The 15,400-nt window shown below is 32.4% G+C and carries 14 protein-coding genes and 1 pseudogene; 2 read left to right on the plus strand and 13 right to left on the minus strand.

Annotation, left to right across the window (positions count from 1 at the left end):
• Positions 1–155 precede the first annotated feature (155 nt).
• From JFU18_RS29555 to JFU18_RS29565, 3 genes and pseudogenes are all read right to left on the minus strand, one after another.
• A pseudogene (locus JFU18_RS29555) lies at positions 156–805 on the minus strand (MarR family transcriptional regulator).
• 210 nt (positions 806–1,015) lie between these two features.
• Positions 1,016–2,482: a plasmid recombination protein gene (locus JFU18_RS29560; RefSeq protein ID WP_201050435.1), complete on the minus strand. Its 1,467-nt coding sequence runs from the start codon at positions 2,480–2,482 to the stop codon at positions 1,016–1,018.
• A gap of 387 nt (positions 2,483–2,869) precedes the next feature.
• Positions 2,870–3,103 (minus strand): hemolysin XhlA family protein, encoded by a 234-nt coding sequence (locus JFU18_RS29565; protein WP_103945871.1) that lies wholly within the window; start codon positions 3,101–3,103, stop codon positions 2,870–2,872.
• A gap of 452 nt (positions 3,104–3,555) precedes the next feature.
• On the opposite strand from JFU18_RS29565, the gene JFU18_RS29570 reads away from it, so the two are divergent.
• Entirely contained in the window at positions 3,556–3,741 is a 186-nt protein-coding gene (locus JFU18_RS29570) for a M48 family metalloprotease (protein WP_242486435.1), read from the plus strand.
• A 979-nt stretch (positions 3,742–4,720) separates the two neighbouring features.
• On the opposite strand, the gene JFU18_RS29575 is transcribed toward JFU18_RS29570, so the two are convergent.
• From JFU18_RS29575 to JFU18_RS29600, 6 genes are all read right to left on the minus strand, one after another.
• A complete protein-coding gene (locus JFU18_RS29575; RefSeq protein ID WP_201033557.1) occupies positions 4,721–4,924 on the minus strand; it encodes a hypothetical protein in 204 nt (67 codons plus the stop codon).
• A 284-nt stretch (positions 4,925–5,208) separates the two neighbouring features.
• Positions 5,209–5,769, minus strand: coding sequence for a MerR family transcriptional regulator (locus tag JFU18_RS29580; protein WP_201033558.1), 561 nt, complete (start codon positions 5,767–5,769; stop codon positions 5,209–5,211).
• Between the two features lie 1,035 nt (positions 5,770–6,804).
• Positions 6,805–7,005: a cold-shock protein gene (locus tag JFU18_RS29585; protein WP_201033555.1), complete on the minus strand. Its 201-nt coding sequence runs from the start codon at positions 7,003–7,005 to the stop codon at positions 6,805–6,807.
• An 851-nt stretch (positions 7,006–7,856) separates the two neighbouring features.
• Positions 7,857–8,507 carry a MarR family transcriptional regulator gene (locus JFU18_RS29590; RefSeq protein WP_000170178.1) on the minus strand — a complete coding sequence of 217 codons (651 nt, stop codon included), beginning with the start codon at positions 8,505–8,507 and terminating at the stop codon, positions 7,857–7,859.
• Between the two features lie 210 nt (positions 8,508–8,717).
• Positions 8,718–10,184 (minus strand): plasmid recombination protein, encoded by a 1,467-nt coding sequence (locus tag JFU18_RS29595; RefSeq protein WP_201033556.1) that lies wholly within the window; start codon positions 10,182–10,184, stop codon positions 8,718–8,720.
• A gap of 388 nt (positions 10,185–10,572) precedes the next feature.
• Positions 10,573–10,806 (minus strand): hemolysin XhlA family protein, encoded by a 234-nt coding sequence (locus JFU18_RS29600; RefSeq protein WP_103945871.1) that lies wholly within the window; start codon positions 10,804–10,806, stop codon positions 10,573–10,575.
• 452 nt (positions 10,807–11,258) lie between these two features.
• On the opposite strand from JFU18_RS29600, the gene JFU18_RS29605 reads away from it, so the two are divergent.
• A complete protein-coding gene (locus JFU18_RS29605) occupies positions 11,259–11,444 on the plus strand; it encodes a M48 family metalloprotease (protein ID WP_242486435.1) in 186 nt (61 codons plus the stop codon).
• A 979-nt stretch (positions 11,445–12,423) separates the two neighbouring features.
• Here JFU18_RS29605 and JFU18_RS29610 read toward each other — a convergent pair.
• From JFU18_RS29610 to JFU18_RS29675, 4 genes are all read right to left on the minus strand, one after another.
• Entirely contained in the window at positions 12,424–12,627 is a 204-nt protein-coding gene (locus JFU18_RS29610) for a hypothetical protein (RefSeq protein ID WP_201033557.1), read from the minus strand.
• Positions 12,628–12,911: 284 nt separating this feature from the next.
• Positions 12,912–13,472 carry a MerR family transcriptional regulator gene (locus tag JFU18_RS29615; RefSeq protein ID WP_201033558.1) on the minus strand — a complete coding sequence of 187 codons (561 nt, stop codon included), beginning with the start codon at positions 13,470–13,472 and terminating at the stop codon, positions 12,912–12,914.
• 1,032 nt (positions 13,473–14,504) lie between these two features.
• The gene (locus tag JFU18_RS29620; RefSeq protein WP_201033555.1) at positions 14,505–14,705 is read right to left on the minus strand and encodes a cold-shock protein; all 201 of its coding nucleotides are present in this window, start codon (positions 14,703–14,705) and stop codon (positions 14,505–14,507) included.
• 479 nt (positions 14,706–15,184) lie between these two features.
• Positions 15,185–15,400, minus strand: a 216-nt coding sequence (locus tag JFU18_RS29675; RefSeq protein ID WP_207192311.1) for a hypothetical protein, incomplete at its 5' end; no start/stop codon positions are given.

Genomic DNA, 15,400 nt, shown 5'->3' on the forward strand with positions numbered 1-15,400 from the left:
ATATAAGAGTGAGAGAGGAAAGTAAAGAAAGTCAGTAATAACAAGGGTTTATAAGATATAGGGTGTACCCAAAAAGGAACACCTGTGTACCCAAAAAGGAACACCTAAAAAATGTAAAAAATAATAAAAAAAAAGATGTCAATATAAAATGACATCTAAAATAAATAAATTGGCAATTTATGTTTTTTACCATTTTCAGTTACAAAATTTTTAAGTGATTTTTTAAAGATTTTTTGAGTTGCTTTATCTACTCCGTCTTTTGGAGAACAACACATAATATTTGGATTTACAAACCATGTACGACTTGTACAAATACGACCATCTTCGGTAGTTGTTCCAGTTTCTGCAACCGCTAATAATCCTTTTTTCATTAAACCATTCATTAACTCTGAAACTTTTCCTCTAGTTCTATTTAACTTTCTTGCAAGATAACTAGGCGTTGCACTATCAGAATCAAATTCATCTTCTTTACTTATTCTTTCAACCAAAATATTTGTTTTAAATTCTACATAAGGTATTAAATCCATTAAAAGCGCTTTTTCAGCTGTAGATAAATAATTAATTTCACTCAAATAATTGTAATTATCCATAATTATTTGCACAAACCTCACCCGATCTGTAGGTTTTTTCTTTTTCCCTATAAAATATTCATCTCCACCAGTTGTTTTACTTATTAACTGTAAGAGCATTGCTTTCTCTTCTTCTGAATAACCACCGGTTTGCAACTGGTTATAAATGCTATCAATCTTACTATCTCTTATTTTCGCTTTTTTTCAGCTTGTCCAAAATCTACAACTTTTGTCATAAAATAATTCTCTCCCTTAGTGGAAGGAATCAACTTTTATATGTTAGAATGTATATAGAATATATATTGGCTGATTCCAACCTTATTATGAAAAACCGCCTCGCCGACCAAAGCTTGGGCGGTTTTTCTCGTTTTGTATGTCTTTCTCTATAATAACATGAAACACCTTGTTAAAGCTTTCCATCTCTTGCAAAAACACAACATTCAATCCTATCTTTCTCTATCAAAATCTTGATGTCTTCTTATTTCTCTCTTATGTTCACGTTCAAATTGATTATCTACTCCCTTGTTATCCAATTCTTTTTTAACAATCTCTCTAAACGCCTTAAATTGCTCCTTAAAAACTTTTTTCGTTTGTACATATAAAACTCTTATATTCGTCTGCAAAACCTTTATATGAGCTTTTAATGAGCTAATTTCTATATTTAATACACCAACTTCTTTTTGCAACTTACTTTTTTCTTGTTTCAACGTTCGATTTTCTTTCATCCATCCCTCTGCATGCCCTTTTAAACTCTCATTCTCTTTCACAAAATCTGTTTTTTTCAAACGCTCATAATCCTTTTTGATAGTAACCGCTGCATTCACTTGCTTTGTTAATTCTTGATATTGTTCTGGTGATAACACATAATTTCTTGTCTGTTTCTTCGTGATTTCAGCTTTTCCAAACATTTTATCCTGTACTTCTACTACTACTTCTTTACGTAAAAATGGAATTTTAACAGGTTCATTGGGTACTTGATCCGTAACACTATCTAATTCTTTTTGCATTTGTTCTACTCTTTTTTCTAACTCTATATGACACTGGCCAATTAGCTGTAGCTTTTCACTTTCACTCTCTACTTGTTGTTTCACTACCTCTAATTCTTTGTACTTATCAACGACATCGCTTTCCAAACTCTTTTTCACTACTTGTAATTCGTTTGTTTTCTCTTCAACATTTTTTAAGTTATGGTCAATCGTTTGTAACTGCATCTCTTTTTCTTGTACTTGATTCTCAACAATTGATTTTGTTTCTGCATATTCCTTGTATTGACGGACTTTCATGTATTTATGTGAACCTACATTGGCACGTTCAAAATTTGGAATGTGTTCTTTCGCTAATTTCTCAATATAAGCCGTTTCTAATTCTCTCCAATGTGCAATTAACTTTCTTCCCGTTCCCTCTACACCTTGTTGCTGCAAAGCTTTATCCATTCCAACACGCCTCGTTAATCCTCGACTACTTTCGAAATTTGGTACATAGTTAATATGTAAATGCGGATTCGCTTCATCATCATGTAAAACCATGTTATAAACCGCTAGGTTTGGATTTCTCTCTTGAAACGCCTCTGCATACTGTTTTAACGCTTCCTTTTTGGCTTCCCTATATTTCGAGTCGTCTTTACCTTCCCCAATCGCCACGACTAATTCTCGTTGCTCATGTGTCTTATCATCTTTATGTATTTTGTCATAATAATCATCAATTTTACGGTCATTCCGTTTTTGTTTTTCGTTATACTTGTCCACTGCTTCTTGAAAGACATCCTTGTATACACTTCGGATATCCTTTTGAACAAAGTAAATATTCTCATGTAACCTGGTCGGATCAATCCCAGGATTTCCATGCATATTTTCTCTGTTATTATGACTCAATGAACTTTGGTGGGATTGATTAAATGAGATAGAACCCAACATAAAGTGCCACCACTTTCCCTAGATTAGTTGATACCATCAGTCTAGCAAAGCGACGAAATGATGTCAATTAACGTAACCCTATACTTATTTTGACACTAACGCATCAAAATCGATAGGGGTCTGCGACGCTTTTCGGCTATGCCGAGCCACTTACTACGTGGCAAAAAGCAAACCATGGGCTTTGCCCAAACCCACTGGGGAACCCTTCCCGACCCCTCTCAATCGAACTCCCCAACCCCTCAATCCTTGAGGGGCTCCCTCGCCGGTTGGCAGGAACAAACGGTAGTTTGTTCAGTGCCAAGAGGGTTTGGGTGTAGTGCAGTTGGTCAAGTCAAATACTCCCTTTGCTTCGCTAGGTCCGTTTTGATTGACCAACACCCTTTTTCTCTATAACAGGTTTTTAGCTAATACACCAAGTACTCCTGTTAACAATCCGCTTACGATCAATCGTAAAATCCATGTAGTATTTGCACTGATTTTATCTAATTGTTTATTAATAGTTAAAACATCCTTTTCAGCTACTAGTATTCTTGCTTCTAAATTTTTCACATCATGTTGTATAGCTTTTAAATCTAGATTCATTTGGTTAAAATCTTTTTCTAGTTCCTCCAATTTTGTCATATAACATATTTCTCCTTTAAAATTAATTATAAATATATTATGTGTATATAGTAATTAGAGAATAATGATATAAAAAACAGGACTCAAATCTATTATTAAGATTTAAGTCCTATTCAAAGATAAAAGGATTATACCAAAACGTAATATAATTTATGCTTATCTTTTTTAATATGCATCTAGTAACAACACATTTTTCAGTCCCTCCTTGTTTTTAGGTGTAAGATCTATGGTTCAAGTGAAACTATATTAAAAGGGTCCAGCCGAGATACGTGTAAAAATAGGTCATAGACTTACTTTTATTTCAAGGTAAAATTTATTGAGCTTATAAATATTGTTTCTGTTGTTTCGTCTATTTTTATTAAGTAAATTGTCTATTATGGGTTAACCCTAATCATCCATTAGTTAGCTATAAAAACGGTTTTATATCTGTTTTATCGAATCGTGTGCCAATTGTGGCTGTATTATCGGCTCTTGCAGCGGTCGTTTTAAAAGTAATTCAAGTCGTTTTACATCGAGTTGCTGATTTATCGTTTCGAGTGGTAGGAATAAAAGAGGAATTCCGAGCGCGTTTAGAAGCGACTCACCCACCTGTAGCATTTCGTATTGAACAAATAGAAATTAGGTTAGAAGAACAATAGCAAAAAGAAATCATACAATAAATAAGGGATTTATGATATAATAAGTGTTCATCACTAGTTAATTTAAGGGTTTCATCCTTTTAAAAAAGTTCTTTATATATTTTATATAAAGGGCTTTTTTTACGTTTATTTATTTAAAATTATGATAAAATTGATAAGACTACATTTGAAAATGTGGGTTCAAGTTGCTGTTTGACTGAATTGCACCAAAAAACCAATTCCATTACACGGGAATTGGTTTTTTGGTTTTGGGTGTGTTTCGTTAGCATAATTATTGACAGCCTAAGAGAGATTTGTCTCTTTATTGTTTAGTATAACTGAAATAAAAAGAAAATTCAAAATGAAATAATGAATTTTTACATATTTTCAAATTCATACGCAAAAATGTAAATATATAGGTTATAATAAGTGTTGAAACACTCTCCTATGTTTCGAGTGATTGTATCTGTTATCTGTTTTTTGGTGCGAAATCTGTAGATAGATTTTGCACTTTTTTATTTGTGGTTTTATAGGATTAGTATAATTTTTGGCTTATTATATTAGGACTAATGACAGGATAGCGAGGTTTTATCTAGATTAAACATACTTATAGGTGTACTTGTAAGTATACTTATAAGTGCGCCTATAGAATGAAAGTAAACCTTTAAATAAAAGTTTACTTTCAAATCCTCTTAAAAATTGACCTTAAACGAAATCTCCTAATATCCTCAAAAAATACAAAAAAAGTATACATTCAAAACGTTGTAAAAATAAGCAAAAAAAAAGCCTATTTCTTGGCGTCCAGAAATAGGCAAGGAAGGGTAAAACATGAGCTAAATAAAAATATAACGTACTCCTACTCTAAATTACAAAACATTATAATTGGGACTAAATCCTATCAAAACCATAATTATATGATTTTGATATACAATCTTTCATTGATTCATCACCCCCTAACATCTAAATATAAAACGTTAGGAAATTAAATAAGTACCTACCTTTATTTTTTACAGAAGAACTTTAAAGAAATCTCTAACCAAGAGAACAAAGAAGTTACTAAAGCCCCATAAATAATATTTTTAATTAATTCTGGCAAAAAAGTGCCCCAATTAATTAAAATAACAATAGTTCCATCTTTAATACCTAAACCTAACATTCCTAAAACTGAAAATACTGTCAATAAAACAACAAAACGCTTGCTCATGTTTTAACCCCGTTTCTTTTAATTTTTATATTTTTAACAAACAAAATACAAAGATAAAAAGTATACGGGAATAAAACCCGATACATTTTTACTTTGCATCGGGTACGTTATAACCATATTTTACTATAAAACGAATATATATATATAACTTTTTGAGTATACAAACATATATAAAGCAAGGGAATGCTTGTAGACTGATCTATACTGCATTCCCTTATTGTATTTATGCTATATTCCTATTCTTCTTTTTCCGACATTAGAACCTACAAAAATATCAATCATATTTAATTTTTAAACAAACCGAAAAAACCTTTCCGTTTTTGTTTCTGATTTTGCTTCTGCATATCTCTAATGTTTTCAAGCAATAACTGATCCCGCTTCTCTAGCTTCTTCTCTATAAAAACTTCTAATTCACTGTTTTTACCTTCTACTTCAGTTAACTTTTTCTCCGTATTCGCTAAATGCTCTTTTGTCGTAACCAATTCATTCGTAATTTCTTGTAATTTTTGAACGAGTGCTTGATTGAATTGATTTTGTAACTGCTGATTTTCTAATACTTCATTCAATTTCTTTTCTAATTCTGATTTTTCTTCTTTTGAAACAAACGAATCAAGTTCTCCATTTCGCCATGCTCGAACTCGATCGTAAGACCATTTTTGCGTCTGTATTTTTTCTTTTATTGCTTTTAATTCTTCTATATTTTCCTTCGAGTATCTGCGATGCCCTCCCTGGCTTCGCTCCGTTTGTATGTTAAATTCGTTTGACCATACCTTTAGTAAATCGGGTGTGACCCCTAAAAGATCCGCAACAATTTTCGGTGTATGCATTTCCGATTTTAGTTCCAATTTTCATTCCTCCCCCAAAAACGGAATACGTTTTTCACTCACAAAACACGATTAAATCAACATTCCAATCAAAATCGGAATGCACTTGCAACCGATATGACAACCGATTTTAAAAACGATTTAATTTCGAAATACATTCCGATTTTAACACTGATATGTATTACTTCTCGATAATAACATCAAAATCTTTTTTATTTATACAAGATTTTATGCAAAAAAAGAATAACAAGGATCCTCCGGATCCCCGCTATATCAACCATGTATAAAATCATGCATATCATTTTTACTAGAAAAGAAAAAAGAACCCCATAAAAACAAGGGTTCCTCATTTATCCTTACTACCGATAATAGGACGTTATGTAAACCTCACATGAATATGGTATACATATAATCCACGATAAAATAGGCATAAACTCATCTTATTTGATGAAAATAAAAACAAATCAAAATTAAGGTGAGATCAATGAAAAAAATAAGGATAATATCTGGGATTGCACTAGTCATAACACTTATTTTACTTTTTGGTCTTTTATTTCTAGGATCCGTTGTTCTTCATCTATCCGTTATAGGAACAGCATGGCCCACATCAGAATCAGAATAAGAAATGGAGGCTGTATTTCTTGGATAAATTAATTGCTATATTAACAACAATAAGTCTCTTTGTTTTTTTATTGTCTTTGCTAATCGCAATGAGTGTTCAGAAAAAGAATATTAGAAGGATTAGCATTGTCATTTCAATTGTTTCCATCATGATTTTTATAGGAGGATTTAGCTTTGAATATTACAAGATCTAACTTCTGATAACGAAAATTATGTAAATAAGCTGTCCACTTGGACAGCTTATTGTTTTTTTTTTGCTTAGCGTACAAAATTCGCGTTTTGTTGGCGGTACCCCATAATGCTAAAATTATGATTTCTAACGTCTTCTTTTTCATTAAAAGTTAAGCACCCCAAATCCCCTTAAAAAAGTTGTATTTGGAATATTGTAACAAAATCAAAAAAAGACCCTACAAGAGGGTCTTTCATCAGCTAATATTAAGCTATTTGAACATTAGTAGCTTGTGCGCCACGTTGTCCTTGTTCTACTCCAAACGTTACACGTTGTCCTTCGTCTAAAGATTTGAAACCGTCGATTTGGATAGCTGAGAAATGTACGAATACGTCTTCTCCAACTTCACGCTCGATGAATCCAAAACCTTTGTCTGCATTAAACCATTTTACTTTACCTTGTTCCATAATTGTTGCCTCCTAGTATGGATACCCACACATGTGTTACTACCCTTGCTCAAACACCTTAGACGAAAAACAAAATTTATTCTTAATCTCAAACCGAACAAAAATAGGTCATTCTTAGATTAACATATTTTCTAAAAAATAGCAAATTTCAAAAATAAGTCCTTATGGTAACTAGCCACTAATAGTGGCTGCTGGAGAAAAAGTCACTATGATAGTCATCACAGCAAGAAGTTACCAAAGGATCTCAACAATATCATTGGTTAGATTTTTTTCTGACATTTAACAACTGATAAAATTAGATATTTTCGAGTTATTTTTTACTTAATGTGATTTTGTTCTGGTTTTTTGGTTTGAAATTTGCTTTTTGGCTAGAGTGCTGGCTCGTCGTGTGGGGACGAAACCCCACGTATTACGTATCTATTTTTAGAATAAGAATTATCTTGGGACGAATGATCTAAGCGGTTCGGCTCGTATACTTGCTAGTCCAAGTCGAGAACCATTACTTTGCTTTTTGTCTGTCGGCTTGGCGAGAAAAGCATACGAGCCGAAAAAAGTTTTGCAAGGACAGAATTAAAAAGAAAGGCAATAGCCTTTAGGTGAGAATTAACGAACCGACTTTTTAATTCTGAGGGTGGAGATTTTTGAGTGAAATTCTCAAAAATACTACCCGTTCCTTGCGGAACTTTTAGCCCTATATATAAGAGTGAGAAGAGGAAAGTAAAGAAAGTCAGTAATAACAAGGGTTTATAAGATATAGGGTGTACCCAAAAAGGAACACCTGTGTACCCAAAAAGGAACACCTAAAAAATGTAAAAAATAATAAAAAAAAAGATGTCAATATAAAATGACATCTAAAATAAATAAATTGGCAATTTATGTTTTTTACCATTTTCAGTTACAAAATTTTTAAGTGATTTTTTAAAGATTTTTTGAGTTGCTTTATCTACTCCGTCTTTTGGAGAACAACACATAATATTTGGATTTACAAACCATGTACGACTTGTACAAATACGACCATCTTCGGTAGTTGTTCCAGTTTCTGCAACCGCTAATAATCCTTTTTTCATTAAACCATTCATTAACTCTGAAACTTTTCCTCTAGTTCTATTTAACTTTCTTGCAAGATAACTAGGCGTTGCACTATCAGAATCAAATTCATCTTCTTTACTTATTCTTTCAACCAAAATATTTGTTTTAAATTCTACATAAGGTATTAAATCCATTAAAAGCGCTTTTTCAGCTGTAGATAAATAATTAATTTCACTCAAATAATTGTAATTATCCATAATTATTTGCACAAACCTCACCCGATCTGTAGGTTTTTTCTTTTTCCCTATAAAATATTCATCTCCACCAGTTGTTTTACTTATTAACTGTAAGAGCATTGCTTTCTCTTCTTCTGAATAACCACCGGTTTGCAACTGGTTATAAATGCTATCAATCTTACTATCTCTTATTTTCGCTTTTTTTTCAGCTTGTCCAAAATCTACAACTTTTGTCATAAAATAATTCTCTCCCTTAGTGGAAGGAATCAACTTTTATATGTTAGAATGTATATAGAATATATATTGGCTGATTCCAACCTTATTATGAAAAACCGCCTCGCCGACCAAAGCTTGGGCGGTTTTTCTCGTTTTGTATGTCTTTCTCTATAATAACATGAAACACCTTGTTAAAGCTTTCCATCTCTTGCAAAAACACAACATTCAATCCTATCTTTCTCTATCAAAATCTTGATGTCTTCTTATTTCTCTCTTATGTTCACGTTCAAATTGATTATCTACTCCCTTGTTATCCAATTCTTTTTTAACAATCTCTCTAAACGCCTTAAATTGCTCCTTAAAAACTTTTTTCGTTTGTACATATAAAACTCTTATATTCGTCTGCAAAACCTTTATATGAGCTTTTAATGAGCTAATTTCTATATTTAATACACCAACTTCTTTTTGCAACTTACTTTTTTCTTGTTTCAACGTTCGATTTTCTTTCATCCATCCCTCTGCATGCCCTTTTAAACTCTCATTCTCTTTCACAAAATCTGTTTTTTTCAAACGCTCATAATCCTTTTTGATAGTAACCGCTGCATTCACTTGCTTTGTTAATTCTTGATATTGTTCTGGTGATAACACATAATTTCTTGTCTGTTTCTTCGTGATTTCAGCTTTTCCAAACATTTTATCCTGTACTTCTACTACTACTTCTTTACGTAAAAATGGAATTTTAACAGGTTCATTGGGTACTTGATCCGTAACACTATCTAATTCTTTTTGCATTTGTTCTACTCTTTTTTCTAACTCTATATGACACTGGCCAATTAGCTGTAGCTTTTCACTTTCACTCTCTACTTGTTGTTTCACTACCTCTAATTCTTTGTACTTATCAACGACATCGCTTTCCAAACTCTTTTTCACTACTTGTAATTCGTTTGTTTTCTCTTCAACATTTTTTAAGTTATGGTCAATCGTTTGTAACTGCATCTCTTTTTCTTGTACTTGATTCTCAACAATTGATTTTGTTTCTGCATATTCCTTGTATTGACGGACTTTCATGTATTTATGTGAACCTACATTGGCACGTTCAAAATTTGGAATGTGTTCTTTCGCTAATTTCTCAATATAAGCCGTTTCTAATTCTCTCCAATGTGCAATTAACTTTCTTCCCGTTCCCTCTACACCTTGTTGCTGCAAAGCTTTATCCATTCCAACACGCCTCGTTAATCCTCGACTACTTTCGAAATTTGGTACATAGTTAATATGTAAATGCGGATTCGCTTCATCATCATGTAAAACCATGTTATAAACCGCTAGGTTTGGATTTCTCTCTTGAAACGCCTCTGCATACTGTTTTAACGCTTCCTTTTTGGCTTCCCTATATTTCGAGTCGTCTTTACCTTCCCCAATCGCCACGACTAATTCTCGTTGCTCATGTGTCTTATCATCTTTATGTATTTTGTCATAATAATCATCAATTTTACGGTCATTCCGTTTTTGTTTTTCGTTATACTTGTCCACTGCTTCTTGAAAGACATCCTTGTATACACTTCGGATATCCTTTTGAACAAAGTAAATATTCTCATGTAACCTGGCTGGATCAATCCCAGGATTTCCATGCATATTTTCTCTGTTATTATGACTCAATGAACTTTGGTGGGATTGATTAAATGAGATAGAACCCAACATAAAGTGCCACCACTTTCCCTAGATTAGTTGATACCATCAGTCTAGCAAAGCGACGAAATGATGTCAATTAACGTAACCCTATACTTATTTTGACACTAACGCATCAAAATCGATAGGGGTCTGCGACGCTTTTCGGCTATGCCGAGCCACTTACTACGTGGCAAAAAGCAAACCATGGGCTTTGCCCAAACCCACTGGGGAACCCTTCCCCAGCCCCCCTCAATCGAACTCCCCAACCCCTCAATCCTTGAGGGGCTCCCTCGCCGGTTGGCAGGAACAAACGGTAGTTTGTTCAGTGCCAAGAGGGTTTGGGTGTAGTGCAGTTGGTCAAGTCAAATACTCCCTTTGCTTCGCTAGGTCCGTTTTGATTGACCAACACCCTTTTTCTCTATAACAGGTTTTTAGCTAATACACCAAGTACTCCTGTTAACAATCCGCTTACGATCAATCGTAAAATCCATGTAGTATTTGCACTGATTTTATCTAATTGTTTATTAATAGTTAAAACATCCTTTTCAGCTACTAGTATTCTTGCTTCTAAATTTTTCACATCATGTTGTATAGCTTTTAAATCTAGATTCATTTGGTTAAAATCTTTTTCTAGTTCCTCCAATTTTGTCATATAACATATTTCTCCTTTAAAATTAATTATAAATATATTATGTGTATATAGTAATTAGAGAATAATGATATAAAAAACAGGACTCAAATCTATTATTAAGATTTAAGTCCTATTCAAAGATAAAAGGATTATACCAAAACGTAATATAATTTATGCTTATCTTTTTTAATATGCATCTAGTAACAACACATTTTTCAGTCCCTCCTTGTTTTTAGGTGTAAGATCTATGGTTCAAGTGAAACTATATTAAAAGGGTCCAGCCGAGATACGTGTAAAAATAGGTCATAGACTTACTTTTATTTCAAGGTAAAATTTATTGAGCTTATAAATATTGTTTCTGTTGTTTCGTCTATTTTTATTAAGTAAATTGTCTATTATGGGTTAACCCTAATCATCCATTAGTTAGCTATAAAAACGGTTTTATATCTGTTTTATCGAATCGTGTGCCAATTGTGGCTGTATTATCGGCTCTTGCAGCGGTCGTTTTAAAAGTAATTCAAGTCGTTTTACATCGAGTTGCTGATTTATCGTTTCGAGTGGTAGGAATAAAAGAGGAATTCCGAGCGCGTTTAGAAGCGACTCACCCACCTGTAGCATTTCGTATTGAACAAATAGAAATTAGGTTAGAAGAACAATAGCAAAAAGAAATCATACAATAAATAAGGGATTTATGATATAATAAGTGTTCATCACTAGTTAATTTAAGGGTTTCATCCTTTTAAAAAAGTTCTTTATATATTTTATATAAAGGGCTTTTTTTACGTTTATTTATTTAAAATTATGATAAAATTGATAAGACTACATTTGAAAATGTGGGTTCAAGTTGCTGTTTGACTGAATTGCACCAAAAAACCAATTCCATTACACGGGAATTGGTTTTTTGGTTTTGGGTGTGTTTCGTTAGCATAATTATTGACAGCCTAAGAGAGATTTGTCTCTTTATTGTTTAGTATAACTGAAATAAAAAGAAAATTCAAAATGAAATAATGAATTTTTACATATTTTCAAATTCATACGCAAAAATGTAAATATATAGGTTATAATAAGTGTTGAAACACTCTCCTATGTTTCGAGTGATTGTATCTGTTATCTGTTTTTTGGTGCGAAATCTGTAGATAGATTTTGCACTTTTTTATTTGTGGTTTTATAGGATTAGTATAATTTTTGGCTTATTATATTAGGACTAATGACAGGATAGCGAGGTTTTATCTAGATTAAACATACTTATAGGTGTACTTGTAAGTATACTTATAAGTGCGCCTATAGAATGAAAGTAAACCTTTAAATAAAAGTTTACTTTCAAATCCTCTTAAAAATTGACCTTAAACGAAATCTCCTAATATCCTCAAAAAATACAAAAAAAGTATACATTCAAAACGTTGTAAAAATAAGCAAAAAAAAAGCCTATTTCTTGGCGTCCAGAAATAGGCAAGGAAGGGTAAAACATGAGCTAAATAAAAATATAACGTACTCCTACTCTAAATTACAAAACATTATAATTGGGACTAAATCCTATCAAAACCATAATTATATGATTTTGATATACAATCTTTCATTGATTCATCACCCCCTAACATCTAAATATAAAACGTTAGGAAATTAAATAAGTACCTACCTTTATTTTTTACAGAAGAACTTTAAAGAAATCTCTAACCAAGAGAACAAAGAAGTTACTAAAGCCCCATAAATAATATTTTTAATTAATTCTGGCAAAAAAGTGCCCCAATTAATTAAAATAACAATAGTTCCATCTTTAATACCTAAACCTAACATTCCTAAAACTGAAAATACTGTCAATAAAACAACAAAACGCTTGCTCATGTTTTAACCCCGTTTCTTTTAATTTTTATATTTTTAACAAACAAAATACAAAGATAAAAAGTATACGGGAATAAAACCCGATACATTTTTACTTTGCATCGGGTACGTTATAACCATATTTTACTATAAAACGAATATATATATATAACTTTTTGAGTATACAAACATATATAAAGCAAGGGAATGCTTGTAGACTGATCTATACTGCATTCCCTTATTGTATTTATGCTATATTCCTATTCTTCTTTTTCCGACATTAGAACCTACAAAAATATCAATCATATTTAATTTTTAAACAAACCGAAAAAACCTTTCCGTTTTTGTTTCTGATTTTGCTTCTGCATATCTCTAATGTTTTCAAGCAATAACTGATCCCGCTTCTCTAGCTTCTTCTCTATAAAAACTTCTAATTCACTGTTTTTACCTTCTACTTCAGTTAACTTTTTCTCCGTATTCGCTAAATGCTCTTTTGTCGTAACCAATTCATTCGTAATTTCTTGTAATTTTTGAACGAGTGCTTGATTGAATTGATTTTGTAACTGCTGATTTTCTAATACTTCATTCAATTTCTTTTCTAATTCTGATTTTTCTTCTTTTGAAACAAACGAATCAAGTTCTCCATTTCGCCATGCTCGAACTCGATCGTAAGACCATTTTTGCGTCTGTATTTTTTCTTTTATTGCTTTTAATTCTTCTATATTTTCCTTCGAGTATCTGCGATGCCCTCCCTGGCTTCGCTCCGTTTGTATGTTAAATTCGTTTGACCATACCTTTAGTAAATCGGGTGTGACCCCTAAAAGATCCGCAACAATTTTCGGTGTATGCATTTCCGATTTTAGTTCCAATTTTCATTCCTCCCCCAAAAACGGAATACGTTTTTCACTCACAAAACACGATTAAATCAACATTCCAATCAAAATCGGAATGCACTTGCAACCGATATGACAACCGATTTTAAAAACGATTTAATTTCGAAATACATTCCGATTTTAACACTGATATGTATTACTTCTCGATAATAACATCAAAATCTTTTTTATTTATACAAGATTTTATGCAAAAAAAGAATAACAAGGATCCTCCGGATCCCCGCTATATCAACCATGTATAAAATCATGCATATCATTTTTACTAGAAAAGAAAAAAGAACCCCATAAAAACAAGGGTTCCTCATTTATCCTTACTACCGATAATAGGACGTTATGTAAACCTCACATGAATATGGTATACATATAATCCACGATAAAATAGGCATAAACTCATCTTATTTGATGAAAATAAAAACAAATCAAAATTAAGGTGAGATCAATGAAAAAAATAAGGATAATATCTGGGATTGCACTAGTCATAACACTTATTTTACTTTTTGGTCTTTTATTTCTAGGATCCGTTGTTCTTCATCTATCCGTTATAGGAACAGCATGGCCCACATCAGAATCAGAATAAGAAATGGAGGCTGTATTTCTTGGATAAATTAATTGCTATATTAACAACAATAAGTCTCTTTGTTTTTTTATTGTCTTTGCTAATCGCAATGAGTGTTCAGAAAAAGAATATTAGAAGGATTAGCATTGTCATTTCAATTGTTTCCATCATGATTTTTATAGGAGGATTTAGCTTTGAATATTACAAGATCTAACTTCTGATAACGAAAATTATGTAAATAAGCTGTCCACTTGGACAGCTTATTGTTTTTTTGCTTAGCGTACAAAATTCGCGTTTTGTTGGCGGTACCCCATAATGCTAAAATTATGATTTCTAACGTCTTCTTTTTCATTAAAAGTTAAGCACCCCAAATCCCCTTAAAAAAGTTGTATTTGGAATATTGTAACAAAATCAAAAAAAGACCCTACAAGAGGGTCTTTCATCAGCTAATATTAAGCTATTTGAACATTAGTAGCTTGTGCGCCACGTTGTCCTTGTTCTACTCCAAACGTTACACGTTGTCCTTCGTCTAAAGATTTGAAACCGTCGATTTGGATAGCTGAGAAATGTACGAATACGTCTTCTCCAACTTCACGCTCGATGAATCCAAAACCTTTGTCTGCATTAAACCATTTTACTTTACCTTGTTCCATAATTGTTGCCTCCTAGTATGGATACCCACACATGTGTTACTACCCTTGCTCAAACACCTTAGACGAAAAACAAAATTTATTCTTAATCTCAAACCGAACAAAAATAGGTCATTCTTAGATTAACATATTTTCTAAAAAATAGCAAATTTCAAAAATAAGTCCTTATGGTAACTAGCCACTAATAGTGGCTGCTGGAGAAAAAGTCACTATGATAGTCATCACAGCAAGAAGTTACCAAAGGATCTCAACAATATCATTGGTTAGATTTTTTTCTGACATTTAACAACTGATAAAATTAGATATTTTCGAGTTATTTTTTACTTAATGTGATTTTGTTCTGGTTTTTTGGTTTGAAATTTGCTTTTTGGCTAGAGTCTTGGCTCGTCGTGTGGGGACGAAACCCCACGTATTACGTATCTATTTTTAGAATAAGAATTATCTTGGGACGAATGATCTAAGCGGTTCGGCTCGTATACTTGCTAGTCCAAGTCGAGAACCATTACTTTGCTTTTTGTCTGTCGGCTTGGCGAGAAAAGCATACGAGCCGAAAAAAGTTTTGCAAGGACAGAATTAAAAAGAAAGGCAATAGCCTTTAGGTGAGAATTAACGAACCGACTTTTTAATTCTGAGGGTGGAGATTTTTGAGTGAAATTCTCAAAAATACTACCCGTTCCTTGCGGAACTTTTAGCCCTAT

Source organism: Bacillus sp. TH22 (assembly GCF_016651015.1).
Lineage (GTDB): Bacteria > Bacillota > Bacilli > Bacillales > Bacillaceae_G > Bacillus_A > Bacillus_A mycoides.